The following is a 25983-nucleotide window of genomic DNA, read 5'->3' on the forward strand; positions in this document are numbered from 1 at the left end:
CCTCGGGCATGGGCGAGCACATGCTGACGCTGGGCGCGGCCCTGTCAGGCTTCGACATCACCCTTGCCTGTCCGGAGGGTGAAGCGGGCCGCGCGCTGCTGAGAAAGGCGGCGTTGGCAGGGCTCGCCATCAAGGCCATCGACTTGGACCGGCTCGACCGCTTCGGCACCTGGATCAGGGCAGCGGCCATCGATCTCGTCCATGTCCATGCCGGCATCGGCTGGGAGGGGCATGACCTCGTGCGCGTCGCCAAGGCCGCCGGAGTGCCCGTGGTGCGCACCGAGCATCTGCCCTATCTGCTGACGAGCCCCGTCCAGCAGGCCCAGTATCGGGCCATGCTGATGTCGGTGGATCGGCGCATTGCTGTTTCCGATGCGGTCGCCGCGTCGCACGAGGGCACCGGGCCGGGCCGGCACTATGTGGTGCGCAACGGCCTGTCGCCGCGCCTGCCCTCGCGCCCTGCCGAGGAGACGCGCCAACGGCTCGGGCTTGCTCCCACGGACACTGTGCTGCTCAGCGTTGCGCGCCTCACCCCGCAAAAGGATCATATGGCCCTTATCGATGCGGCGCCCCGCGTGCTGGCGCGCCATAAAGGGGCAAAGTTCATCTTCGTGGGCAGCGGGTCCGAGGCCGAAGCGGTGGGTGCCGCGATCGCCGCCCGCGGGCTGGGCGACAGCATTCGCCTTCTGGGCCACCGCGACGACGTGCCCGATCTCCTCGCCATCGCCAACCTCTTCATCCTGCCCTCGCGCTTCGAGGGGCTCTCGCTGGCCCTGCTCGAAGCCATGGCGGCCGGCGTGCCGGCGCTCGCCACGGCGGTGGGCGGCAATCTCGAGGCGCTGGGGCAGAGCCACCCGCTTCAGGTGCCGCCCGGCGACAGCGACGCGCTGGCGGGCGCGATCCTGCGCGCCATCGAGGACAAGGCGCTGGCGAGCGCCGCGGCGCGTGGTGCGCAGGCCCGCTTCCAGGCCGGTTTCGCGGCCGATCGCATGGCTGCCGAAACGGCCGCCATCTATCTCTCTCTTCCCTCCATTTCAGGTACACGGCCATGAGCAAGACCCGCATCGGCTTTATCGGGGTGGGCGGCATCGCGCAGCGCCATCTCGGGGTGCTCGAACAGTTTCCCGATGTCAGTCTCGTCGCCTTTGCCGATCCCGATTTCGATCGCGCGGTGGATGCCGCTGCCCGGTTCGGCGCGCGCGCCTTTGCCGACCATACCGGCATGCTCGAGGCCGCCGACCTCGATGCCGTCTATATCTGCGTGCCGCCCTTCGCCCATGGCGCGCCCGAACAGGCCGTTATCGCGCGCAACCTGCCCTTCTTCGTCGAAAAGCCGCTGTCGCTCGACATCAATCTGGCCGAGGAGCTGGCGCGTGCCGTCGACGCTGCCGGCCTCGTGACCGCCGTCGGCTATCACTGGCGCTATCTCGACATTGTGGAAGAGGCGCGGCGCCGTCTTGCCGACAGGCCCGCTCAGCTTCTCTCGGGCTACTGGCTCGACCAGACCCCGCCGCCCCAATGGTGGTGGCGCGCCGATCGATCGGGCGGGCAGATGGTGGAGCAGGCGACCCACATCATCGATCTGGCACGCTATCTGGCCGGCGAGGTGACGCAGGTTTTCGGGCTTGCCGGCCACATGGCGCGCGAGGGTTTTCCGGGGCTCGATGTCGCCACCGCCAGCACAGCCAGCCTGCGCTTTGCCTCGGGCGCCATCGGCAATCTGGGGGCCACCTGTTTGCTCGGCTGGGGCCACCGCGTCGGCCTGCACGTCTTTGCAGACGGGCTCGCGCTCGAACTCAGCGACCACGACATCATGATCGATGTCGGCGCCGGCCGGCCGGTGATGCATGCCCAGGGCGATCCCGTCTGGGCCGAGGATCGCGATTTCATCGATGCGGTGCGCGGCGAAGCCAACCGTATCCGCAGCCCCTATGGCGAAGCGCTCAAGACCCACCGCGTCGCGCTCGCCATCGCGACATCGGCCCGCGAGGGGCGCGCCATCGATATGGCCGAGGACAACTAGATTATCATGAGCGAGCGTCAGATCAGGTCCCTCGGCATCGCGCGCGAGGGTGAGGCCTATATCCATGATTACCCCGAAGGCGACCCGGCGGACGGGCATGTGCGGCTTGAAACGCTCTATTCCGGCTTTTCGGCTGGCACCGAGCTGACCTTTCTCAAGCACACCAATCCCTATTTCCATTCCCGCTGGGACGGAGACCGGGGTGTCTTCGTTCCGGGCGAAGCCAGCCTCCATTATCCCGTGCCGTTTCTGGGCTATATGGAGGTTGCCCGCGTCACCGAGAGCCGCAGCCCGGCCTTTTCGCGCGGGCAGGTGCTGGCAACGACCTTCGGGCACAAGAGCGGGCACACCGCCGACCCGGCCCGCGACGTGCTGATTGCGCTGCCCGAGGATATCGACCCGGTGCTCGGCGTGTTTGTCGCGCAGATGGGCCCAATCGCGGCCAACGGCATCCTGCATGCGGATGCGGAAATCTTCGGGCCCGGCGTCAGCATGCTGGGACAGAGCCTGCGCGATCGTCCGGTGCTGGTGATCGGGGCGGGCACGGTGGGCTGGATGACCGCGCTGTTCGCCAGGCGCGCCGGCGCCTCGGAAGTCGTCATTGCCGATCCCTCACCTTTCCGCCGCCAAAGGATGGCGGCCCTCGGGCTTCTGGCCATGGACGAGCACGAGGCCTGGCAGCATGCGCGCACCCATTGGCACAGCGGGGGCGAGCGGGGCGCCGATTTCGTCTTCCAGACGCGCGCCCATGCCGGCAGCCTCCACACCGCGCTGCGGGCGCTGCGTCCGCAGGGCACGGTCATCGACCTCGCCTTCTATCAGGGCGGAGCCGAAGCGCTGCGGCTGGGCGAAGAATTCCACCATAACGGGCTTTCGATCCGCTGCGCGCAGATCAACCGCGTGCCACGCGGCCTTGCCCCGGCCTGGGATCGCCGCCGCCTGGCGCTCGAAACCATCGGCCTTCTGCGCGCCGAAGCGCCCGCCATCCTGCGCGAGGTGTTGACCCATGTCGTGCCGTTCGCCGATGCGCCCGCCTTACTCGCAGAGCTCGTCGCGACACGGCCCGAATTCCTCCAGATCGTCTTTCAGGTGGCCGATTGACCAGCGAGCCCATGCGCATCCTTTTCGTCTTCGCCTGGCTAGTGGTGGGCGGGGAAGAAACCGAAATCCGACTTCTGGCGCGCCATCTCGATCCCGAGCGCTACCGCATCGATGTCCTCGCCTGCTTCCGCAAGGAGGGCATGCCCGACCAGACCCATGACCAGCTGAGGGCGCTCGGCATTTCGGTCGATACCCACCCCTACGGCCTCTCCTTTGAGGATACGGTGGCCTATCTCGCGGGCAAGGTGGCGCGCTATGACCTTGTCGTTTCGTGCCAGAACGTTGCCGATATCTATCCGGCGCTGGAACGCACCTGTCTGCGCCCGCCGCTGATCGAACATGGCGGCCTCGTCTCGGAGGCCCTGGCAGGCCCCAAGCATTTCACCCATCGCTATGTCGGGGTCTGCCGCTCGATCCGCGACGCGGCCGCCTCCCGCATGCCCGACCGTCCCCATCACGCCATCGAAATCCCCTCGATGGTCGACCTCGGGGAGTTCGACCCGACCCATCGCGCAGCGGTGCGAGAGGAGTTGATGCTGGATGAGGGCGTTCCGGTCATCGGCTGGGTCGGCCGGCTCGATGCCAAGAAACGCGTGGAAGACTTCATCATGGCCGCCGCCGAGGTGCGCCGCACGCGGCCGGATGCGGTGTTCCTCGTGATCGGCGGGCCCGATGCCTTCATGCCGGACTATGCGACACACCTGCGCACGCTCGCCCAGACGCTGGGACTTGGCGACAGCCTCCGCTTTCTGGGCGATCGCGGGGACATTCCCCGGCTCCTCTCCGGGCTCGACATCTTCGTCTGGCTCTCGCGCGGTGAGGGCATGCCCCATGTCATCGCCGAGGCCGGCGCGGCGCGCCTGCCGGTCATCGCCACGCCCGACAATGGCGCCCTCCAGCAGATCGAGGACGGGGTCTCGGGCCTCTTCGTGCCCCATGAATCCCCGGGAGCGGTTGCCGCCGCGATGCTGCGGCTCCTCGCCGATCCGCCCCTGCGCCAGAGGCTGGGCGCCGCGCTGCGGCAGACGGTTGAGAGCCGGTATTCGGTGGCCGCCGTCATCGGTCAGTGGCGCACGCTCTTTGACGCCGTTGCCGCCGAACGGCCGGTTGCGCCTCCTCCAAGCCTCTTCCGGTCCTATTTCCAGGGCGGGTTCGAATGCTCCACCCACCGTCTGGGGAACGGGCGCCGCCTCGACATCATCGCGTCGAGCCGGCACGACGTGCATGCCGAAGACGATTACCGGCAACTTGGCGGCATGGGCCTGCGCACGGTGCGCGACGGCCTGCGCTGGCACCTGATCGAAGCCAGCCCCGGCCGGTTCGACTGGTCGAGCCTCGACCCGATGCTGGCGGCGGCCCGGCACGCCGGAACCCAGGTGATCTGGGACCTGCTGCATTATGGCTGGCCCGACGACATCGATATCTGGGCCCCGCACTTCGTCGACCGCTTCGCGCGCTTTGCCCGCGCGGCGGCGAGGCGGCTGAAGGATGCCAGCGATGCAGTGCCGTTCTACTGCCCGGTCAACGAGATCTCGTTTTCCGCCTGGGCCGGGGGCGATGCGGGCTATCTCAATCCCTTCGCCCGTGGCCGGGGCTTCGAGCTCAAGGTGCAGCTGGCGCGCGCCTCGATCGCGGCCATGCATGCCATTCGCGAGGTCGATCCGCGCGCCCGCTTCGTGCATGCCGACCCCGCCATCAATGTCGTGACCGATCCGCATCGCCCGCATGAATTCGGTGCTGCCGAGGGCCACAGGCTGGCGCAGTACCAGGGCTGGGACATGTTGAGCGGCGCCATCTGGCCGCAATTGGGCGGGTCACCCGAGCTGCTCGATATCGTCGGGGTCAACTACTACTCCAACAACCAGTGGATCCATGGCGGTCCGACCCTCGATATCGGGCACCCGCTCTACCGGCCGCTGCATCGCCTGCTGATGGAAATCCATGGGCGCTATGGCCGGCCGATGGTTCTTGCAGAAACGGGCATCGAGTTCGACCGTCGCCCGGCCTGGCTGGCCTACGTTGCCGCCCAGTTGCAGCAGGCGCGCGCCCGGGGCGTGCCGGTGGAAGGCCTCTGCCTTTATCCCGTGCTCAATCATTTCGGCTGGGACGACGACCGCCCCTGCCAGAACGGCCTGCTCGAACAGGAATTCATCGCCGGCCGCCGCGCCGTCTATACCCCGCTCGCCGACGAGCTGGCCCGGCTCCAGGGGCGGCCACCTCGCACGCGCGACGCGGCAACCCCGTCGCCCGATCGGAGCCACGCGCCGCTCCCGGCCTGAGCGCCCGATCGCGGGCGCGCCTCTTCCGGAGCCATGCTCATCCCACGGGCCCTATGCTATCGGCCGGCGCGAGAGGGGCTGGTCCGGCGCTCCCAATCGAGGCCGGCAATGCGCGGGTCGGCAGCGAACGTCTCGGGTGGAAATTCGAGGCCCTGGCGCGGGAAATCGCAGAGCGCCTGCACCCCCGATGCGCTGAGGCGAATGCGCCAGGTCTGGCGCGAAATCGGCGCCCGTGCGGCAAAGGCCCCGCAGGTCAGAAGCGCCAGATTGCACCCACCTCCGGGGTCGCGCACCGAGGCATAGCGGATGGTCTCGGCATCGGCGGCGCGGGCCGCATCGGCCAGGTGCTGGCAGGCGCTGTAATCGACGAGATCGGTCCAGAGGACAGTGTCGGCCGAGAGCGGCTGACGCGTGAGATCGAGCAGCGCCTGCGTCGCGATTTGAGCCGAAAAGGCCGTGAATTCGGCGGCATCCCGGGGCCAGGGCGTTTCGGGCGACTCGGCAAAAAACAAGAGGCGGTAGAACGCCATCTCGGCCACGGCCGTGGCTGGGCTCTCGGCGGCATAATAAACCCCCAGCGTCCGCCCGGCGCGGCGAAAGCGCGAGCCATGCGGATAGACCCCGCCATAGCGGAACGGCGTTGCAAGAAGGAAATCGAGATGCCGGCATTCTGGTGGAATGGCCGGTTTGGTGGTCTCGATCAGGTCCTCGAGCAGCGCCTGTTCGGCCAGCGTGTCGGCGAGCTTGAGCGTCGAGACGCGATGCTGCGCCTCCACCAGCCGCCAGCAGAGCCCCTCATATCGATGCAGCTCAGACGAGAGCGCGTCGCGCGTCCAGATAGGCGATGACATCGACAAGTCCGCTCACGCTTTGCACTTTTTCGATCGGCCGGCCATCGAGGACGGTGTTGGGGCTGAGGAGCCAGCGTGCCGCCACCGCCTCGTCGCCGCCCACAATGGCATCCAGCGAGCGGAAGAGGCGGATGAAGAGCACGCCGAGTTCGAAGGGCTTGCTGCCCGGCTCGAGCGCGAACCCGCCGCGCTTCATGCGCGAGACGCTCGCTTCGCTCACCCCGATGATGGTTGCGAGCGTGCCGGCCGTCACGCCCAGCCGGTCGGCAGCCCGGATGACGGCCTTGGTCAGTACCGGTCCCGGTGCCGGCCGGGCCTGATCCAATGTGTGTGCACTGAACATACAAACCTTCTTCAGAAAGAAACGAGCTACATTCATTCTCCTGAAAGACAAGATGGGCGCTGCGGTTTCCCGCGTCAAGATCGGCGGCTCAGCCGTGAGCACCATTCGCTGTCAGAAATGCGCCTCCACCCGCTCATGCGCATAGGCAAAAGCCCGGAGGGCCGCCGCGATCGCCCGCTGCTCCTCGGCAGCCGACAGCGGCACCGAATCGAGAGCCTCGACGAACGCCTTCCAGGCTGCGCCGCGCCCCTGTGGTGGACCCGCCAGATGACGGGCGCCGAAAATTTCCGACAATTTAAGGACCCGGGCGGCCTTGAGCAGCACGGCCGCGCCCAGCGTCGATCCTTCCGTCACATAGAGCCAGCCCAGCGCCTCGGGCAGCGGCATGTCAGCCTTAAGCGGCACGGCCTCGTCCCGGACACGACCGAGATCGGCAAGATCGTGCTCCAGCAGGTCGAGCCGGTCGCGCCCGGCCAGCCCCGGCAGCAGCAGGCCGAGATCGGCGCGGTGATAGAGCGGGCTGGCCCGCCCCAGCACATCCGCCTGAACCGCCAGGAAGCGCCCGTAGCGCTCGCGATCGGCAAAGGGCCGTCCGGCCATGATGCGCTGGTCGAGGCGCTCATGCCCGATGCGCGTCCCAGCCTTGAGCCGCGCCGCAAGACCTCCCCGCACAGCAAGACCTGCCCGCGCCATCGCCTCTGGCATCAAGGTTTCGGCCACGGGCTATCCTCTGCGTCTTGCAAGGGGCGCAAAGATCGCCCCCATCCTCGCAGGGATCATAGGAAGCCCGTGCCCGAGGCGCCAGAGCCTATGCCGATGACCTCGTCAGGGCATGGCGGCCGAGAGGGCGCGTTTCTGCGCGGCGATGCGGAAGGGCGCGTTCGGAGCGCCATAGCCGCGATAGCCCCCGCGCCGCTCGACGATCTCGAAAAAGAACCCCTCGCCCATGGTGTGGCTGTAGGCCTGCAGGAACTCCCCGCTCTCGTCACGGTCGTAGAGAATATTGTGGGCCCGCAGCCGGGCGACGAAATCCGGATCGAGCCCCAGCCGGGCCTCGACATCGTCGTAATAGCTCTGGCCGATGGGGAGCGTCGGCAGGCCCATCGCCGCGACCGCCGCGAAGATGTCGCTGGTGGCGAAGGCCAGATGCTGCACGCTCGAGCCAAAGGTGCGGGTCACGAAATGCCCGGCCAGCGTCCGGCTGTTCTCGGCGCCATTGAGCGTGAGCCGCAGGCTGCCCGAGGGCGATTCAACCGCCAGCGAGCGTACGAGCCCCGACGGATCGGGCACGTCGACGAGGGCGCTTTTTTCCATCGCAAAGATCGAGCGATAAAACAGCACCCAGGTCAGCATCTCGTCATGGTTCATGGTCTGGGCGATATGATCGACCCGCTCGAGACCGACCGGCGCCACCGGCTCGACACCGCTGATGGGCACGAACTCCACATCCCAGACGCGCGCAAGCTCGGACCGATCGTCGAGAAAATGGATGACCCCGCCCCCGACCCCGCGGATGGCGGGAATGCGCAACTCCCCCTCGCCCACCGCCTGCTCGAAGGGCTGGGCCCCGAGCGCCCGGGCCCGCGCCACGGTTGCCGCCGCGTCCTCTACCTTGAGGCCGATGGCATAGGCCGAGGTGCCGTGGGTGACATAGGTGGCATGGGCCAGCCCGTCATCCTCGGTATTGACCACGATGTTGATGCCGCCCTGGCGATAGAGCACCACGCTCTTGGTGCGGTGGCGCCCAACCTTGGCAAAGCCCATGGCCTTGAGCCGCGCCTCGAGATCGGGGGCCGAACGCGCATCGGCGGCGAATTCGATGAATTCGACGCCCTTGACCGCGATGCGGTCGGGCATGGCCGGCACGCTCAGCGCACTATGGGGTTCTTTGCGCGCCACCTGGTCCATGAGGTAGACGAGCGAGCGATGCCCGTCCGCCGCGATGGCGCGCGACGAGCCGCCGCGGAACTGGTCGTTGAAGATTTCGAGCGACAGCGGCCCGGCATAGCCCGTCGCCGCCACCGCCTGCATGAAGGGCACCACCGCCAGGTCGCCCTCACCCGGCATGTTGCGGAAATGCCGGCTCCAATAGAGCAGGTCCATGTCGATGAGCGGCGCATCGGCCAGTTGCACGATGAAGATGCGGTCGCCCGGAATGGCGCGGATGGTATCGGGGTCGATGCGCCGGGCGAGCGTGTGGAAGCTGTCGAGGATGAGCCCGACGCGGTTGTGGTCGGCGCGCCGCACCACCTCCCAGGCGTCGCGATGGTCGCTGACATGCCGGCCCCAGGCGAGCGCCTCATAGCCCACCCGCACCCCGAAGCCCTCAGCGATCTCGCCTAAATCGCGCAGGTCCGCCGCCGCCCGGTCGATGCCCCCGAGCGCTGCCGGCGACACGTTCGAGCAGATGAGGATGAGGTCGGTGCCCAATTCGTTCATCAGCGCGAATTTGCGCCGGGCGCGCTCGAAGGCACGGGCCCGCAGCGGCTCGGGCAGGCCCTCGAAATCGCGGAAGGGCTGGAAGAGCGTGATCTCGAGCCCGAGGTCGCGCGCCATGCGGCCGATCGTGGAGGGGCTTTCCCCGCTGGTGAGGAGATCGGTCTCGAAGATCTCCACCCCGTCGAAGCCGGCCGCCGCGATGGCTCCAAGCTTTTCGACGAGGTCTCCGCTGATCGAGACCGTCGCGATCGAGGTCCGCATTCAACCCTCACTTGCTGTTATGTACGAACCGGTTCGTACATCATGCTAGTGGAGCGGGCCCCATGCGGTCAAGCGCTGCGGTTCGCTCAGAGGCCCAGCGTCACCAGCCGGTCGGGGCGCACCACATGGCGGGTGACCATGTCCACGGCATTGCGCCGCAGCGCCTCCTGCGCCCCGGGCGCGCCGAAATCGCGGCCGAACAGATGGCTGAAGGTTGCGCGGTTGGAGACGTTGAAAAAACAGAGCGCGCTGATCTGCCAGTGCAGCTCGATGGGATCGAGCCCCTCGCGGAAGAGCCCGTCCTTGAGCCCGCGCGCATAGATCTGCTCGATCGTGCCGATGGCGGTGACGTTGAGCTGGCGGATGACCTTCGAACGCTCGAGATATTCGCCATGGTGGATATTCTCGATCATCACCATGCGGATGAAATCCTCATGCTGGTGATGGTGGTCGAAGGTGAATTCCACCAGCCGCCGCAGCGCATCAAGCGGGGCCAGCCCCTCGATGTCGAGCTGTGCCTCGCCCTCGCGCACCCGCCGATAGGCGTTTTCCAGCGCGCTGAGATAGAGCCCTTCCTTGTCGCCGAAATAGTAATAGATCATGCGCTTGGAGGCGCGGGTCTTGGCGGCGATCTCGTCGATGCGCGCGCCCGAAAGCCCGTTGAGCGCGAATTCCTGCGAGGCCACCTCGATGATATTCTGCCGCGTGCCTTCGGGGTCCTGCGTCCGTGCCGCCTTGGCGCCTTGTGCGCCGCCTGAGCCTGCCAATCCTGCCACTCCCGAAACCGCGCCTCCCGATGCCGGGGAGGTTGACTAAACTAACCAGTTCGTACATTCATCGATCCGGTCGCACCCGTCATTATCGGGGGGCAGGCGCCGATAGCAAGGGCGGATAGCGGGTGGGCCGCGGCCTTTCCCATGCCTCCGCGCGCCGGCCCGCCCTCCTGAACCGGGCCGGGCGATGGCGCAGGCCCTACAAGCGGGGCAGGAGACTCCAGGTGGACGCAAGACTGGCCGAACGGCTCAAGCAGCATCTCGCCACGCACTCGGGCGCAGAGGGTCCCGCGCGCTTCCGTGTCGGCCTCGTCGGCCGCGGCATCCAGGCCTCCCGCACCCCCGGCATGCATGAGCGCGAGGGCGCGCGGCTCGGGCTCAGCTATGAGTACAGGCTCATCGATTTCGATGCGCTCGGGCTCGCCGATGACGATCTGGCCGATGCGGTGATGCTGATCGAGGCGGCGGGCTTTGCGGGCATCAATGTCACCCACCCCTTCAAGCAGGCGATCATCGCCGAACTCGACGCGCTCGCCCCCGAGGCGGCCGGCATCGGGGCGGTCAACACGGTGGTGTTCTCCGAACAGGGCCGGGTCGGCCACAACACCGATTGCTGGGGCTTTGCCGAAAGCTTCCGCGAGGGCCTGCCGGGCGCGCCCATCGGCACCGTCATCCAGTTCGGGGCGGGCGGCGGTGGCGCGGCGGTGGCTCATGCCCTGCTGCTCTCGGGCGTGGGGCGGCTCCTGCTCTGCGATCCCGACCGCGAGCGGACCGAGGCTCTGGCGCAGCGCCTCGCCCAGCGCTTCGGCCCCGTCGTCGCGGCGGTGAGCGATGTGCGGCTGGCCCTGCGGCAAGCCGACGGCATCGTCAACGCCACCCCCATGGGCATGGCCAAATATCCCGGCATGGCGGTTCCCCCCGAAGCGCTCGAGGCGCGACACTGGGTGGCCGACATCGTCTATTTCCCCGAGGAAACCGCGCTTCTGGCGCATGCCCGTTCGCTCGGCTGCCGCGTCGTGCCGGGCACCGGCATGGCAATCTACCAGGCCGTCAAGGCCTTCGAACTCTTCACCGGCCAAGCCCCCGACCGCGCCTCGATGCACGAACACTTCCGCGCCGCAGCCTGAGGGGCGCCGGCCTCGCCTTTTCCGAGGGCCTCATCCTGAGGAGCCCCGCCAGGGGCGTCTCGAAGGACGAGGGCCGCTTTCAGCGCCCCTCGCGAAAGCACTACCCTTAGTTTACCAGCCCCCCTCACCGCCCCCGCGGCCCTCCGATGCGCCCGCTTGCGAGCACATGGGCGATGCCGGCCTCGACATGGCGTTCGAGCAGCGCTCGCGCGGTGGCGACATCGCGCCCCAGCGCGGCCGTCACCAGTTCCTTGTGGTCGGCGATCACCGGCGGGCCGCGGAAGCTCTCGGCCAGCATGTGGTAGCGCACGAAGCGGTCGAACACCGAGACATGCACATCCATCAGCGCCGGCGAGCCGCAGGCGGAAATCAGCGCCTCGTGAAAGGCCCGGTCATAGGCGATCCAGGGCGCCGTAAGCCCCGTCTCACCGGCCAGCAGCCGCTTTTCGATGGCCGAGAGCTTGTGATGGGCCCCCACCACCCGCGCTTCCCAGTCGAGATCGCCCTGCGCGATGGACTGTTCGAGCGCGCGGGCTTCAAGCAGCAGCCGCAGGGCCCCCAGGTCGCGCAGGTCAGCCTCCGATGCCGGGGCCACGGCGAAGCCGCGCTGGCCCTCGGCGACCACGAGATGCTCGGAGGCGAGGCGCTGGAGGATTTCGCGCAGCGTCGAAAGACCGGCGGCATAATCCACCTTCAGCCGGTCGAGCAGCAGCCGCTCTCCCGGCCGCAACCGTCCCTCGACGATGTCGGCGCGCAGCCTGCGGAAGGTCGCCTCCCCCACGCTCAGCGGCTCGATATCGGTCAAAGGCTGCAACTGCATCTGGTCATCGGCTTTTCATCTGATGCTTTTGATATTGACAGATGTCGTGGTCGGCCGCAACCTTGCGCTGACCGGATGCGGGGAAGCCTCGGTTGACATGTACGAACCATTTCGTACAAAGTTATTCACCCGGCGGCGATCGCCCCCGGATGCTAGGGAAAGAGCCCGGGATACGGGCGACCGGTCCCCTCGGGGCCGAGTTGGGAGGAACTCATGACCAAGTCCATTCGCCGCCGCGCCGTGCTTGTCGGCGCTGCCATGCTGTCGATCTGTGCGGCCCTGCCGGGCCTGGCGCAGGACAAGCCGACGCTGCGCTTTTCGGCCGTGTTCTCCGAGCAGGATATCCGCGCCGGCATGATGAAGCAGTTCGGCGAGGCCATCGCCGATATCGCGACCCTCGAGCCCTATTACGGGGGCAACCTCTTCAAGCAGGGCACCGAGCTCGTGGCGCTGCAGCGCGGCAATCTCGAGATGGGCAACATCGCCCCGCAGGACGTTTCCAACCAGATCCCCGCCTGGTCGGTGCTGACCTCGGGCTATCTCTTCCGCGACGCCGATCACCTGCGCGCCTTCTTTGACAGCGAAGTGGGCGCCGAGTTCAAGAAAATGGCCGAATACCAGCTCGGCATCCACATCCTCGGGCCGACCTATTTCGGCATCCGCCAGGTCGGCCTGCGCGGGGACAAGAAGATCACGACGCCCGCCGACATGGCAGGCATCAAGCTGCGCATGCCGGGCGGCGATGCCTGGCAGTTCCTCGGCACCGCTCTTGGCGCCAACCCCACCCCGATGGCCTATGCAGAGGTCTATACGGGCCTCCAGACCGGCGCCATCGACGGGCAGGACAACCCCCTCCCCAATGTCGAGAACATGAAGTTCTTCGAGGTGATGGACCAGATCGTGCTCACCTCGCACCTCGTGGGCTATGACCTTCTCGTCATCTCCAAGACCGCGTGGGACGCCATGTCGCCCGAGAACCAGGCTGCCCTCGAGGCCGCTGCGCGCGACGCCATCGACATGAGCCAGGAGGCCCATGTGGCCCGCGAAGCCGCGCTGCTCGAGCAGTTCAAGGCTGCCGGCCTCGACATCTACGAGCCCGATGTCGCCGCCTTCCGCGAGAACGCGCAGAAGCTCTATCTCGAATCCGACCTCGCCAAGGATTGGCCCGAAGGCGTGATCGAGCGCATCAACGCGCTCTGAGCCATGCGGGGAGCGGTTCGCGCCGCTCCCTGTCCGTCAGGGGGAGGATGGCAATGATCGAAAATCTGGCCGCCATCGGCTCATGGCTGCGCGCCCGTGCCGAAAACCTGCTCGCCGCCATGCTGGCGGTGATGTTCATCGTCTTCATCATCCAGATCGTCTTTCGCTACCTCCTGAACCTGCCCATCGGCTGGACGCACGAGATCAGCGTCATGATGTGGCTCTATCTCGTGCTGTTCGGCACCGCCTTCGTGGTGCGCGACAGCGAGGAGATCCGCTTCGACCTGTTTTACGCCGCCGCCAGTCCGCGCGTGCGCCGCGGCATGGTGGTCCTCACCGCCACCACCGTGGTGGTGCTGTTCACGATTTCGCTGCCGGCGGTCATCGACTACATCGCCTTCATGAAGGTGCAGCGCACCGCCTATCTCAAGATCCGCTTCGACTGGCTCTATGCCATCTACGGGGTCTTTGCCGTGGCGGTCATCGTGCGCCAGCTCTGGCTCGGCATCAACGCCCTGCGCGGGGTGGATCCCGTCTCGGTCGATCCGCTCAAATCCACCTCGGGAGTGTAAGGGCCATGTCGATCCCCTTCGCCTCGGCGCTCGCCATCATCACGGCGCTCGCCTTTCTCGGCCTGCCCATGGGCATCGCGATGATCGCCGGCTCGGTGCTCTATCTGCTGATGCGCGGGCAGGACATGGGCATCGTCGCCGAGCAGCTGCTCAACGGCATGTATTCGAACTACATCATGCTGGCGGTGCCGCTCTTCATCCTCGCCGCCGAGATCATGAATTCGGGCACCATGTCCGAGCGCCTGCTCAAATGGTGCGATGCGCTGGTGGGCCGCTTCCGCGGCGGGCTGGCGCAGGTCAACGTGCTGCAATCGATCGTCTTTGCCGGCATGTCGGGCTCGGCCATCGCCGATGCCGCCGGCTCGGGCAAGATGATGCAGTTCATGATGACCAAGGACGGCAAATATACCCCGTCCTATGCCGCCGCGCTCACGGCCGCCACGGCGGTGATCGGGCCGATCATCCCGCCCTCGATCCCCATGGTACTCTATGCGCTGGTTGCCGATACCTCGATCGGCTACCTCTTTCTTGCCGGCGTCTTTCCCGGCCTCCTGATGGCCGGGGCCATGATGGTGCTGATCGCCGTCACGGCGCGGCGCAAGAACTTCCCCGTCGAGCCGCCCGTGCCCCTCCGCCAGCTGCCGCGCATGACCTGGCATGCGCTGCCCGTCTTGATGATGCCGGTGGTGCTGATGTACGGCATCTATGGCGGGGTGACGACGCCCACCGAGGCCGCCGCCGTCGCCGCTTTCTACGCGCTCATCGTCTCGCTCGTCATCTATCGCAGCGTCGGGGCCCGCGACCTCTATGGCTCTGTGCTGACCAGCGCCAAGACCACCGCCTCGATCGGCATGCTGATCGCCGGGGCGCTGGTGTTCAACTATGTCGTCACCATCGAAAATATCCCGCGCAGCCTCTCGATGCTGCTCCTCTCCTGGGATCTCGATCCGCTCACTTTCCTCATCGCGGTCAACATCCTGCTGCTGCTCCTGGGCTGCGTGCTCGAGGGTACCACCATCCTGCTCGTCATCGTGCCGGTCCTGATCCCCACCGCGCAGGCGCTGGGCATCGACATGGTGCATTTCGGCGTGGTCGTGGTCGTCAACATCATGCTGGGGCTCATCACCCCGCCCTATGGGCTCTTGCTCTTCATCATGACGCGCATTGCCAATGTGCCGATGCGCGCGCTCGTCGCCGATACCCTGCCCTATCTGGGCATGCTCGTCGGCGCGCTGATCCTCTTCACATTCGTGCCCGAGACGGTGCTCTGGCTGCCCCGGCTCTTCGGCTATCAGGGAGCCACCCCGTGAAGCCCGTCCACGTCCTCAACGGCCCCAATCTCAACCGGCTGGGCACGCGCGAGCCGCATATCTACGGGCACACCTCCCTCGCCCAGGTCGAAGCCATGTGCCGGGAGGCGGCGGGGCCGCGCGGCCTGGTGTTTGTCCAGACCAACAGCGAGGAAAAGCTCATCGACGCGGTGCATGCTGCCATCGATCTTGCCTGCGGCATCGTCATCAATCCGGCGGCGCTGAGCTTCACCTCTCTGGCGCTGCTCGATGCGCTCAAGATGGTGGAGGCACCGGTCATCGAGGTGCACATCTCCAACATCCACAAGCGCGAGCCGATCTATCACCGCTCCTATGTGTCGATGCGGGCCGATGCGGTGATCTGCGGCATGGGCGCCGAGGGCTATCCCGTCGCCATCCGCTATCTCTTGTGCAAGCTCGCGGACTGAGCACCCCGCCTCAATGCGGGTGGTCGGCGGCGCATTGGCCGTGATCGGCCAGAACCTCGATGATGCGGCAATCGCAGATGCGGCCATGGCTGCATTCGGAGATCATCCGGGACAGCTCGTCGCGCAGCGCCGTAAGCTTTTCGATCCGCGCCTCGACCTCGGCCAGATGCGAGAGCGCGATGCTGTCCGCCTCGTGGCACGAGGCCTGCGGCTTTCCCGTCATGGCGAGCAGTTCGCGGATCGCCTCGATCTCGAAGCCAAGCTCCCGCGCATGGCGGATGAAGTTGAGCCGCTCGATCTCGGCCCGGCCATAGCGGCGCTGTCCGCCCTCGGTGCGCGGGGGCGCCGCGAGCAGGCCGATCTGCTCGTAATAGCGGATGGTGGGCACCTTGGCCCCTGTTGCCCGCGCCAGATCACCGATCGAAAGCTGCATCGCAAGGTCCTTTCCCGCGCCGCGATTTTGTAACTCTGTCACTCTTGACCCTCTAGTGGCTAGAGAGATTATGTCCTGAGGCGGTCGTTTCAAGGAGACCGTCCATGACGCACGACGCTTCCGCTCCCACCCCCCTGCGCTACCGCATTGGCGGCATGGACTGCGCCTCCTGCGCGCAAAAGATCGAAACGGCCGTACGCCGCCTGCCCGGGGTCGCCGATGTCGGCGTTTCGGTTTCCGCCGGCACGCTGCGCGTCGATCCGGCCCCCGGCCTTTCGAGCCGCCGCATAGAGGCGCAGGTCCGCGACCTCGGCTACACCATCGCCCCGCTCGAGCCCGCGGGCGAGACGCCCAACCAGAGCGATCACGCCGGCCAGCCGCATGCCCATGATCATGATGAAGATCATGCCGATCTCGGGGACGGTCCGTTCTGGCGGACGCCCAAGGCCATCGCGACGCTTCTCTGCGGCGCGGCCCTCGCACTCGCCTTCATCCTCGGGCAGATCGTTCCGGCCATCGGGCCCTTCGCACTCGTCGCGGCCCTGCTCGTCGGGCTCGTGCCCATCGCGCGCCGGGCCCTGAGCGCGGCGCGCGCCGGCACGCCCTTTTCCATCGAGACGCTGATGAGCATCGCGGCGGTCGGCGCGGTCATCATCGGGGCCACCGAAGAGGCGGCCATCGTCGTGCTGCTGTTCCTCGTCGGCGAACTCCTCGAGGGCATCGCCGCCGGCCGCGCCCGCGCCAGCATCCGCGCGCTCGCCGACCTCGTGCCGCGCACGGCGCTCCTCGAGCGCAACGGCCAGACCATCGAGACCCCGGCCGACCGGCTCACCATCGGCGACATCATCCTCGTGCGCCCCGGCGACCGCATCGCCGCCGATGGGATCATCGTCGCCGGCCGTTCGGCCATCAACGAGGCCCCGGTCACCGGCGAGAGCCTGCCGCGCGACAAGGGCGAGGGCGATACGGTTTTTGCCGGCACCATCAATGCCGATGCGGCGCTGCGGGTGAAGGTCTCCGCCCGGGCCGACGACAACACCATCGCCCGCATCATCCGGCTCGTCGAGGAAGCGCAGGAGGCCAAGGCCCCCACCCAGCGCTTCATCGATCGCTTCTCGCGCTATTATACCCCCGCGGTGCTCGCCGCCGGCGCGCTCGTCGCCCTCCTGCCGCCGCTGCTCTTCGGGCAGGATTGGGGGATATGGGTCTATCGCGGGCTGGCGCTGCTGCTCATCGGCTGCCCCTGCGCGCTGGTCATCTCGACGCCCGCCGCCATCGCCGCCGGGCTTTCGGCCGGGGCGCGTCGGGGGCTGCTCGTCAAGGGCGGGGCGGTGCTCGAAGCCCTGCGCAAAACCACCACCATCGCCTTCGACAAGACCGGCACGCTGACCGAAGGCAAGCCCAAGGTGACCGACATCGTCGCTTTCGGGCGCAGCGAAGCGCAGATCCTGTCGCTCGCCGCCGCCATCGAGGCCGGTTCGAGCCATCCGCTGGCCCTCGCCATCCGCGAGGCGGCCAAGGCCCGCGCCGTGCCCGTGCCGCCCGCCTCCGCCGAAACCGCCCTGCCCGGTCGCGGCGTCAGCGGCAAGGTCGGTGGCGTGGCGGTGATGCTGGCCTCGCCGCAGGCAGCCGGCGCCATCGCCCCGCTGCCCGCCGAGATCGAGGCCCGCATCGCCGCGCTTTCGGGCGAGGGCAAGACCGTCTCGGTGCTGCTCTATGACGGAAAACCCGCCGGCCTCATCGCCATGCGCGACGAGCCGCGGGCCGATACGCGCGACGGGCTGGCCCGGCTTTCGGCCATGGGCATAGAAACGCTCATGCTCACCGGCGACACACCGCGCACCGCCGAAGCCATCGGGCGCGACCTCGGCATCGCCGTGCGGGCCGGGCTTCTGCCCGAGGACAAGCAGGCCATCGTCCGCGATCTCCAGGCCAAGGGCCAGATCGTGGTCAAGGTCGGCGACGGCATCAATGACGCGCCGGCGCTCGCTGCCGCCGATATCGGGGTGGCGATGGGCGGGGGTACCGATGTGGCGCTCGAAACTGCAGATGCCGCCGTGCTGCATGGCCGGGTGATGGATGTCGCCCGCCTCATCGACCTCTCCAAGGCCACGATGGGGAATATCCACCAGAACATCGCCATCGCTCTGGGGCTCAAGGCGGTGTTCCTCGTCACCACCATCATGGGGGTCACCGGGCTCTGGCCGGCCATCCTCGCCGATACCGGCGCCACGGTGCTCGTCACCGCCAACGCCATGCGGCTTCTCGGGTGGAGCGGCAAGGCCCGGCCCCGGCGCTGAACCGGGGCGCCCCGCCCTCCTACCGCCGAGGCTGCAGCCCGTGCATGAACAGCCGCTCGAGGAAATGCGCCGCATCCTCGTAGCGCCCGTCCCCGCCCCGGTCCCTGCCCAGCACGGCGCGCACCTGCACGTCGAAATCGGCGTAATGCTGCGTCGTCGCCCAGATCGCAAAGATCAGGTGATAGGGGTCGGCCCGGTTGAGCTTGCCCTCGTCCATCCAGCCCAGGATGATCTTGGCCTTCTCGTCCACCAGCGCCTTGAGCTCGCCTTCGAGCATGTCGATGACGCGCGGCGCGCCCTCCAACATCTCATTGGCAAAAAGCCGGCTCTCGCGCGGAAAATCGCGCGCCATCTCCAGCTTGCGGCGGATATAGGAGCGGATCTCGGGGATTGGGTCGCCGCTCGCATCCATCTCGCTGAGCGGCGCCAGCCAGGTCTCGAGCAGGCCCGAAATCAGCCGCTTGTAGATCGTTTCCTTGCGCGGAAAATAGTAGAGCAGGTTGGGCTTGCTCATGCCGGCCTGCTCGGCGATCTGGTCGATGGTGGCGCCGCGAAAGCCGTGCCGCGAGAAGATGTCGAGCGCAGCTTCGAGGATCTGGTCCTGCTTTTCGCGCTGGATGCGGGTCAGCGGCTTGGGCTTGCCTGCGCCCTTGCCGGTCCCTTTCCCAGCCCCCTTCAGAGCCCTTTTGGCAACGGGCTGACCCTGTGCCTGGGCGATGGTTTCCACCGGATCGGCCGGGCTCGGCGGGTCCGCAATTTTGACCTTGATCGGCGGCATGGGAGTGCTAACGTTTTTCCAACTGGTCAAATTTCCGGATAACACGGTCCGGCGTCAAGCGGCAAGAAAAGCTGACGGTCAAGATCAAGAAAGAGGGAAGACATGTCAGATCGCCAGGCCGTCGTGCCCAACGACCTTTCCGCCTTCTGGATGCCGTTCACGGCCAATCGGCAGTTCAAGCAGGCCCCGCGCATGTTCGTGGGCGCCGGCGACATGCATTACACTACTTCCGACGGGCGCCAGGTGCTCGATGGCACGGCCGGGCTCTGGTGCGTCAATGCCGGCCATTGTCGTCCGCTCATCACCGAGGCCATCCAGCGCCAGGCTGCCGAACTCGATTATGCGCCCGCCTTCCAGATGGGTCATCCCAAGGCCTTTGAGCTGGCCAACCGCATCGTCTCGATCGCGCCGCAGGGCCTCGAACATGTGCTCTACACCAATTCGGGCTCGGAATCGGTCGAAACCGCCCTCAAGGTGGCGCTGGCCTATCACCGGGTGAAGGGCGAGGGCAGCCGCTTCCGCCTCATCGGGCGCGAGCGCGGCTATCACGGGGTCAATTTCGGCGGCATCTCGGTGGGCGGCATCGTCACCAACCGCAAGATGTTCGGCACGCTGCTGACCGGCGTCGATCACCTGCCCCACACCCACAACCTTGCCAAAAACGCCTTCTCGCGCGGCCAGCCCGAGCATGGCGCCGAGTTGGCCGACGAGCTCGAGCGCATCGTCACGCTGCACGATCCCTCCACCATCGCGGCGGTGATCATCGAACCGGTGGCTGGCTCCACCGGCGTCTTGATCCCGCCAAAGGGCTATCTCGAAAAAATCCGCGCCATCACCAAAAAGCACGGCATCCTTTTGATCTTCGACGAGGTTATCACCGGCTATGGCCGGCTCGGCACGCCCTTTGCCGCCGATTATTTCGGCGTTACGCCCGACATCCTCGTCACCGCCAAGGGTCTTACCAATGGCGTCATCCCGATGGGCGCGGTGCTGGTCACCGCCGAGATCCACGATGCCTTCATGCAGGGGCCCGAGCACCTCATCGAGTTTTTCCACGGCTACACCTATTCGGGCAATCCGATGGCCTCTGCAGCCGGGCTCGGCACCCTCGAGACGTACCGGCAGGAAGGGCTTCTGACGCGCGGCGCCGAACTTGCCGACTATTTCGCCGATGGGCTCCATTCCCTCGCCGGCCTGCCCAACGTCATCGATATCCGTAATATCGGGCTCGTGGGCGCCATCGAGTTGGCGCCCATCCCCGGCAGCCCCACCAAGCGCGCCTTTTCGGCCTTCCTCAAGGCCTTCGAGAAGGGCGTGCTCATCCGCACGACCGGCGATATCATCGCGCTTTCCCCGCCGCTCATCGTACAAAAGCACCATATCGACGAGATCGTCGAGACGCTGCGCACCATCCTTTCCGATCTCGACTAGGAGCGCCCGGACATGCAGGTGATCGAGAACGCCATCGGCGGCAAGCGCGTCCGCTCCGCCTCCACCCGCCTCGCCGCGGTGTTTGATCCGGCAACCGGCGAAAAGACCGCCGACCTGCCGCTTTCGACCCTGAGCGAGATCGACGCGGCCGTTGCCAATGCCAAGGCCGCCTTCCCGGCCTGGGCCGCCACCCCGCCGATGAAGCGGGCCCGCATCCTCTTCCGCTTCAAGGAGCTGCTCGACAAGCACGCCGCCGACCTTGCCCGCGCCATCTCCAGGGAACATGGCAAGGTGCATGACGATGCCCTGGGCGAGGTGGCGCGCGGCATCGACTGCGTCGATTTCGCCTGCGGAATCCCGCATCTCTTGAAGGGCGAGTTCTCGCGCAATGTCGGGCCCTCGATCGACAGCCATTCCGATCGCCAGCCGCTGGGCGTCGTGGCCGGCATCACGCCCTTCAACTTCCCCGCCATGGTGCCGATGTGGATGTATCCGCTGGCGATCGCCTGCGGCAACACCTTCGTCCTCAAGCCCTCCGAGCGCGATCCCTCCGCGCCGATGCTCGCGTGGGACCTCCTGATGGAAGCCGGCCTGCCCGAGGGCGTGCTCAACATCGTGCATGGCGACAAGGAGGCGGTCGATGCCCTGCTCGACCATCCCGACGTCAAAGCGGTGAGCTTTGTCGGCTCCACCGCGATTGCCGAATATGTCTACCGGCGCGGCTCGCAGGCGGGCAAGCGCGTGCAGGCGCTGGGCGGGGCCAAGAACCACATGGTCATCCTGCCAGATGCCGATATGGAGCAGGCCGCCGATGCGCTGATGGGGGCGGGCTTCGGTTCGGCCGGCGAACGCTGCATGGCGATTTCGGTCGCCGTGCCGGTGGGCGACGAGACCGCCGACCGTCTGGTGCAGATCCTCAAGCCCCGCATCGAGGCCCTCCGTATCGGCCCGGCCACCGATCCCGAGGCGCAGATGGGTCCGCTCGTCACCAAGGCGCATCGCGACAAGGTCGCCGCCTATATCGACAAGGGCGTCGAGGAGGGGGCCGAACTCGTCGTCGACGGGCGCGGTTTTTCGCTCCAGGGCTATGAGAACGGCTATTTCCTCGGCGGCACGCTGTTTGATCGCGTCACCCCCGACATGACCATCCATCGCGAGGAAATCTTCGGGCCGGTGCTCTCGGTGGCCCGCACCAGGACCTATGAGGATGCTGTCGCCCTCATCCACGGCCATGAATACGCCAACGGCACCGCCATCTTCACCCGCGACGGCGATGCGGCGCGCGATTTCGCCGATCGCATCGAGGTCGGCATGGTGGGCATCAACGTGCCCATCCCCGTACCCGTGGCCTATCACTCCTTCGGCGGCTGGAAGCGCTCGCTGTTCGGCGACCACGCCATCTACGGGCCCGAAGGCGTGCATTTCTATACCCGCCTCAAGACGGTCACCACCCGCTGGCCCGCCGGCATCAAACGCGGCGCCGAATTCACCTTCCCGAGCCTCAAATAATGTCGGACGAGGGCCCTTCCCCCCCTCAGCCAGCCCCCACCCTCTCTCCTCAGGGGAGAGGGAGCCCAGGCTCCGTGGTCCCCAAAGCCCCGTCCGAAAACCCTGCTGCACTACAGTACCCCCCCGCGCCAGAGGCAGCCCCCACCTCTCCCCTGAGGGGAGAGGTCGCCGCGCAGCGGCGGGTGAGGGGGTCAGACTCTCAACTCACGCCGCCATCCTCCCGCGCCGCCGAGCCTGCCCAACCCCGGATCAGCGAGAGCCGCACCTCTGAACCCCTCACCCCAACCCTCTCCCCAGAGGGGAGAGGGAGTGCAGGCACCGAGGTTCCAAAAACCCCGTCCGAAACCCCCGCTGTACCAACGCCCACCCCCGCGCCAGAGGTCGCCCCCACCTCTCCCCTGAGGGGAGAGGTCGCCGCAGAGCGGCGGGGGAGGGGGTCAGACTCCCCGCCCATGCCGCCATCTCACCGCGACACGGAAAGTGCGCTTTCCCCAGCCGATGGCACCAGAGAGCCCGACCCCCTCACCCCAACCCTCTCCCCAGAGGGGAGAGGGGGCGCGGACACCAAGGTTCCCCTTCGGAAAAAGCGGGCCCCGAACCCGCAAACCCAACGCGCCCGGGCCCTTCGCAGCTGGATGACGGATGCGGAGGCCCGCCTCTGGTTTCACCTGCGCAACCGCCGTCTCGGCGGCTGGAAATTCGTCCGTCAGCTGCCGATCGGGCCCTATTTCGCAGATTTTGCCTGCCGCGACGCGATGCTGGTCGTAGAGGCCGATGGCAGCCATCATGATGCCGAGCGGGACGAAAGGCGCGACGCTGCAATAGCGGCCGCAGGCTATCGGATCGTACGGCTATACAACCGCGATATCCTTGCCAATACCCCTACCGTTCTCGACCACATTCTCGGCGCCGCCGGCTCCATCGTCCCCTCTCCCCGCCGGGGAGAGGGACAGGGTGAGGGGTCTTCCGGCGCAGTTCAGTCCCAAAGCGTGGAGCCCCACCCATGACCGCACCCGGTGAAAACCTTCGCATCAACAGCGAGCGCCTGTGGGATGCGCTGATGGAGATGGCAAAGATCGGGCCGGGGATCGCCGGCGGCAACAATCGCCAGACCCTGACCGATGCCGATGGCGAAGGCAGGGCGCTGTTTCGCCGCTGGTGCGAGGCGGCGGGGCTCACTGTCGGGGTCGACCAGATGGGCTCGATCTTTGCCCGTCGTGAGGGCACCGAGCCGGGGCTCGACCCGGTCTATATGGGCAGCCATCTCGATACCCAGCCCACCGGCGGCAAGTTCGACGGCGTCCTGGGCGTGCTCGGCGGGCTCGAAGTCATCCGCACGCTCGATGACCTGGGCATCAGGACGCGCCGGCCCATCGTGCTGGTGAGCTGGAGCAATGAGGAGGGCACCCGCTTCGTGCCCGCCATGCTGGCCTCGGGGGTGTTTGCCGGCCTTCACCCGCTCGACTGGGCCTATGACCGCACCGATCGCGACGGCAAGCGCTATGGCGACGAGCTTGAGCGCATCGGCTGGAAGGGCGAGGAGCCGGTGGGCAACCGGCCGATCCACGCCATGTTCGAGCTCCATATCGAGCAGGGCCCCATCCTCGAGGACGAGGGCATTGATATCGGCGTCGTCACCCACGGCCAGGGGCTCAAATGGCTCGAGGTCACGCTCGTAGGCCGCGAGGCCCACACCGGCTCGACCCCGATGTACAAGCGGCGCAATGCCGGGCTGGGGCTCGCGCGCGTCACCGAGCTCGTCCATGAGGTGGCGATGGATTACCAGCCCTATGCCGTGGGCGCCATCGGGCACATGGACCTCTATCCCAATTCGCGCAACATCATCCCCGGCCGGGCCACGGCCACCATCGATATCCGCTCCCCCGACAAGGGCGTGCTCGACGAGATGGATGATCGCATCCGCGCCGGCATCCTCACCATCGCCGAAGCCCTCGACATCACCGCCACCGTCGAGCAGGTGGGCCATTTCGATCCCGTCGCCTTCGATCCGGGCTGCGTCGCCACCGTGCGCGCCGCCGCCGAACGGCTGGGCTATTCGCATCGCGATATCGTCTCGGGCGCCGGCCACGATGCCTGCTGGATCAACCGCGTCGCCCCCACCGCCATGATCATGTGCCCCTGCGTCGACGGGCTCAGCCACAACGAAGCCGAGGAAATCTATCCCGACTGGGCCGCCGCCGGCACCGACGTGCTCTTCCACGCCGTGGTCGAGACGGCGGAGATCGTGGAGTAGTCGCCAAAGCTGCGGCAATCTGCTTGCAAAACAGGCGCTTGGCGATGCACGATGCGAGAATGTGCAAAGCGCGCGGCGCCGTCCGGGCCAACCGGCCACCGCATCGATGAGGGACCAGACAATGACCAGCACCATCATCAAGAACGGCACCGTCGTCACCGCCGACCTCACCTATGCGGCCGATGTGCGCATCGAAAACGGCATCATCACCCAGATCGGGCAAAACCTGGCCGGAGACGAGGTGCTCGATGCCACCGGCTGCTATGTCATGCCCGGCGGCATCGATCCGCACACCCACCTCGAAATGCCCTTCATGGGCACCTATTCGAGCGATGATTTCGAGAGCGGCACGCGCGCCGCACTCTCGGGCGGCACCACCACGGTCATCGATTTCTGCCTGCCCAGCCCCAATCAGTCGCTGCTCGAAGCGCTCACAATGTGGGACAACAAGACCGGCAAGGCCGCCTGCGACTATTCCTTCCACATGGCGATCACCTGGTGGGGCGAGCAGGTGTTCAACGAGATGGCTGAGGTCGTCGATCGCGGCATCACCTCGTTCAAGCACTTCATGGCCTATAAGGGCGCGCTGATGGTGGATGACGACGAGATGTTCTCGTCCTTTTCCCGCTGCGCCGATTTGGGCGCGCTGCCGCTGGTTCATGCCGAAAATGGCGATGTCGTTGCCGCCATGACCCAGAAGCTCCTCGCCGAGGGCAAGACGGGGCCCGAGGCCCACGCCTTCTCGCGCCCGCCCGAGGTGGAAGGCGAAGCCACCAACCGCGCCATCATGATCGCCGACATGGCCGGCGTGCCGCTTTATGTGGTGCATGTCTCGTGCGAGCAGGCGCACGAAGCCATCCGCCGCGCCCGGCAGAAGGGCATGCGCGTCTGGGGCGAGCCGCTGATCCAGCATCTGGTGCTCGACGAGAGCGAATATGCCAATCCCGACTGGGATTACGCCGCCCGCCGCGTCATGAGCCCGCCCTTCCGCGACAAGGCTCACCAGGCCTCGCTCTGGGCCGGCCTGCAGGCGGGCTCGCTCTCCTGCGTCGCCACCGACCATTGCGCCTTCACCACGGCGCAAAAGCGGAATGGCATCGGCAATTTCGCCAAGATTCCCAATGGCACCGGCGGGCTCGAGGACCGGCTTTCGGTGCTCTGGACCCATGGGGTCAACACCGGCCGGCTGACGATGAACGAGTTCGTCGCCGCCACCTCGACCAATATCGCCAAGATCCTCAACATGTACCCGAAAAAGGGCGCGGTGCTGGTCGGCGCCGATGCCGACCTCGTGGTCTGGGACCCAGCGCGCAGCAAGACCATCTCGGCAAAAACCCAGCAATCGGCCATCGACTACAATGTCTTTGAGGGCATTGCGGTCAAGGGCCTGCCCCGCTTCGTCCTGACCCGCGGTCGCCTGTCGGTAGTCGAAGACGAGATGCGCCACGCGCCCGGCCACGGCCAGTTCATTGCCCGCGAGCCGAAAAACCCCGTCAACCGCGCCCTCTCCCAGTGGAAAGCCATCACCGCCCCCCGCGCCGTCGAACGCACCGGCATCCCCGCGACAGGCGTCTGACCTTGGGCGCACGGGGGCAGGCGAAACGCGATGGCACCCCTCTTCACCTCTCCCTTCGGGGGAGAGGTCGGATGGCCCTCGCCATCCGGGTGAGGGGGCCTTGCCGCTTGCTCGAGGGCAATATGGGCAAGCTTGCAGCGCGTGATCTGATCATCAGAACCGCAAATCCCGCGCC

General features: G+C 67.0%; 20 protein-coding genes and 1 pseudogene. 13 read left to right on the forward strand and 8 right to left on the reverse strand.

Annotated features, from left to right (window positions below; translation table 11 throughout):
- Positions 1-20 precede the first annotated feature (20 nt).
- Positions 21-3124, forward strand: a pseudogene (locus BT183_RS21280) (glycosyltransferase).
- A gap of 11 nt (positions 3125-3135) precedes the next feature.
- Positions 3136-5403: a glycosyltransferase family 4 protein gene (locus BT183_RS10665; RefSeq protein WP_072342584.1), complete on the forward strand. Its 2268-nt coding sequence runs from the start codon at positions 3136-3138 to the stop codon at positions 5401-5403.
- Between the two features lie 56 nt (positions 5404-5459).
- Here the strand turns inward: BT183_RS10665 and BT183_RS10670 are convergent, their stop codons facing one another.
- From BT183_RS10670 to BT183_RS10690, 5 genes are all read right to left on the reverse strand, one after another.
- Positions 5460-6254, reverse strand: a complete 795-nt coding sequence (locus BT183_RS10670) for an RES family NAD+ phosphorylase (protein ID WP_072342587.1) — start codon at positions 6252-6254, stop codon at positions 5460-5462.
- A complete protein-coding gene (locus BT183_RS10675; protein ID WP_072342590.1) occupies positions 6214-6597 on the reverse strand; it encodes an MbcA/ParS/Xre antitoxin family protein in 384 nt (127 codons plus the stop codon). Before BT183_RS10675 ends, BT183_RS10670 begins: the two co-directional genes overlap by 41 nt.
- Before the next feature lie 111 nt (positions 6598-6708).
- Positions 6709-7317, reverse strand: coding sequence for a biliverdin-producing heme oxygenase (locus tag BT183_RS10680; protein WP_244545308.1), 609 nt, complete (start codon positions 7315-7317; stop codon positions 6709-6711).
- Between the two features lie 105 nt (positions 7318-7422).
- A complete protein-coding gene (locus BT183_RS10685) occupies positions 7423-9297 on the reverse strand; it encodes a bifunctional sugar phosphate isomerase/epimerase/4-hydroxyphenylpyruvate dioxygenase family protein (RefSeq protein WP_072342592.1) in 1875 nt (624 codons plus the stop codon).
- Positions 9298-9383: 86 nt separating this feature from the next.
- The gene (locus BT183_RS10690; RefSeq protein ID WP_425290560.1) at positions 9384-10073 is read right to left on the reverse strand and encodes a TetR/AcrR family transcriptional regulator; all 690 of its coding nucleotides are present in this window, start codon (positions 10071-10073) and stop codon (positions 9384-9386) included.
- A gap of 221 nt (positions 10074-10294) precedes the next feature.
- On the opposite strand from BT183_RS10690, the gene BT183_RS10695 reads away from it, so the two are divergent.
- Positions 10295-11197 (forward strand): shikimate dehydrogenase, encoded by a 903-nt coding sequence (locus BT183_RS10695; protein ID WP_244545309.1) that lies wholly within the window; start codon positions 10295-10297, stop codon positions 11195-11197.
- A 124-nt stretch (positions 11198-11321) separates the two neighbouring features.
- On the opposite strand, the gene BT183_RS10700 is transcribed toward BT183_RS10695, so the two are convergent.
- The gene (locus BT183_RS10700; protein ID WP_072342598.1) at positions 11322-12017 is read right to left on the reverse strand and encodes a GntR family transcriptional regulator; all 696 of its coding nucleotides are present in this window, start codon (positions 12015-12017) and stop codon (positions 11322-11324) included.
- Between the two features lie 213 nt (positions 12018-12230).
- On the opposite strand from BT183_RS10700, the gene dctP reads away from it, so the two are divergent.
- Genes dctP through BT183_RS20955 form a run of 4 tightly spaced genes read left to right on the forward strand, consistent with a single transcriptional unit; the run spans position 12231 to position 15527 of the window.
- A complete protein-coding gene (gene dctP, locus BT183_RS10705; protein WP_072342601.1) occupies positions 12231-13217 on the forward strand; it encodes a TRAP transporter substrate-binding protein DctP in 987 nt (328 codons plus the stop codon).
- A 53-nt stretch (positions 13218-13270) separates the two neighbouring features.
- The gene (locus BT183_RS10710; protein WP_072342604.1) at positions 13271-13789 is read left to right on the forward strand and encodes a TRAP transporter small permease; all 519 of its coding nucleotides are present in this window, start codon (positions 13271-13273) and stop codon (positions 13787-13789) included.
- Positions 13790-13794: 5 nt separating this feature from the next.
- The gene (locus tag BT183_RS20950; RefSeq protein ID WP_072342607.1) at positions 13795-15099 is read left to right on the forward strand and encodes a TRAP transporter large permease; all 1305 of its coding nucleotides are present in this window, start codon (positions 13795-13797) and stop codon (positions 15097-15099) included.
- Complete coding sequence (locus BT183_RS20955) at positions 15096-15527, forward strand: type II 3-dehydroquinate dehydratase (RefSeq protein ID WP_072342610.1); 432 nt, start codon at positions 15096-15098, stop codon at positions 15525-15527. The genes BT183_RS20950 and BT183_RS20955 overlap by 4 nt, the downstream gene beginning before the upstream one ends.
- 10 nt (positions 15528-15537) lie before the next feature.
- Here the strand turns inward: BT183_RS20955 and BT183_RS10725 are convergent, their stop codons facing one another.
- Positions 15538-15960 carry a MerR family transcriptional regulator gene (locus BT183_RS10725; RefSeq protein ID WP_072342613.1) on the reverse strand — a complete coding sequence of 141 codons (423 nt, stop codon included), beginning with the start codon at positions 15958-15960 and terminating at the stop codon, positions 15538-15540.
- A 104-nt stretch (positions 15961-16064) separates the two neighbouring features.
- On the opposite strand from BT183_RS10725, the gene BT183_RS10730 reads away from it, so the two are divergent.
- Positions 16065-18260, forward strand: a complete 2196-nt coding sequence (locus tag BT183_RS10730; RefSeq protein ID WP_072342616.1) for a heavy metal translocating P-type ATPase — start codon at positions 16065-16067, stop codon at positions 18258-18260.
- Between the two features lie 19 nt (positions 18261-18279).
- On the opposite strand, the gene BT183_RS10735 is transcribed toward BT183_RS10730, so the two are convergent.
- Positions 18280-19038, reverse strand: a complete 759-nt coding sequence (locus tag BT183_RS10735; RefSeq protein ID WP_084603452.1) for a TetR family transcriptional regulator C-terminal domain-containing protein — start codon at positions 19036-19038, stop codon at positions 18280-18282.
- 102 nt (positions 19039-19140) lie between these two features.
- On the opposite strand from BT183_RS10735, the gene aptA reads away from it, so the two are divergent.
- The 5 genes from aptA (at position 19141) to hydA (ending at position 25808) form a co-directional block, all read left to right on the forward strand.
- Complete coding sequence (aptA, locus tag BT183_RS10740) at positions 19141-20469, forward strand: omega-aminotransferase AptA (RefSeq protein WP_072342619.1); 1329 nt, start codon at positions 19141-19143, stop codon at positions 20467-20469.
- A gap of 12 nt (positions 20470-20481) precedes the next feature.
- Complete coding sequence (locus BT183_RS10745) at positions 20482-21978, forward strand: CoA-acylating methylmalonate-semialdehyde dehydrogenase (RefSeq protein WP_072342622.1); 1497 nt, start codon at positions 20482-20484, stop codon at positions 21976-21978.
- Positions 21979-22430: 452 nt separating this feature from the next.
- The gene (locus tag BT183_RS10750) at positions 22431-22985 is read left to right on the forward strand and encodes an endonuclease domain-containing protein (protein ID WP_072342624.1); all 555 of its coding nucleotides are present in this window, start codon (positions 22431-22433) and stop codon (positions 22983-22985) included.
- The gene (locus BT183_RS10755) at positions 22982-24232 is read left to right on the forward strand and encodes a Zn-dependent hydrolase (protein WP_072342626.1); all 1251 of its coding nucleotides are present in this window, start codon (positions 22982-22984) and stop codon (positions 24230-24232) included. The genes BT183_RS10750 and BT183_RS10755 overlap by 4 nt, the downstream gene beginning before the upstream one ends.
- Positions 24233-24353: 121 nt before the next feature.
- Positions 24354-25808, forward strand: a complete 1455-nt coding sequence (hydA, locus tag BT183_RS10760; protein ID WP_072342629.1) for a dihydropyrimidinase — start codon at positions 24354-24356, stop codon at positions 25806-25808.
- Positions 25809-25983 lie beyond the last annotated feature (175 nt).

The organism is Devosia enhydra, assembly GCF_900119845.1.
Classification (GTDB): Bacteria; Pseudomonadota; Alphaproteobacteria; order Rhizobiales; family Devosiaceae; genus FPKU01.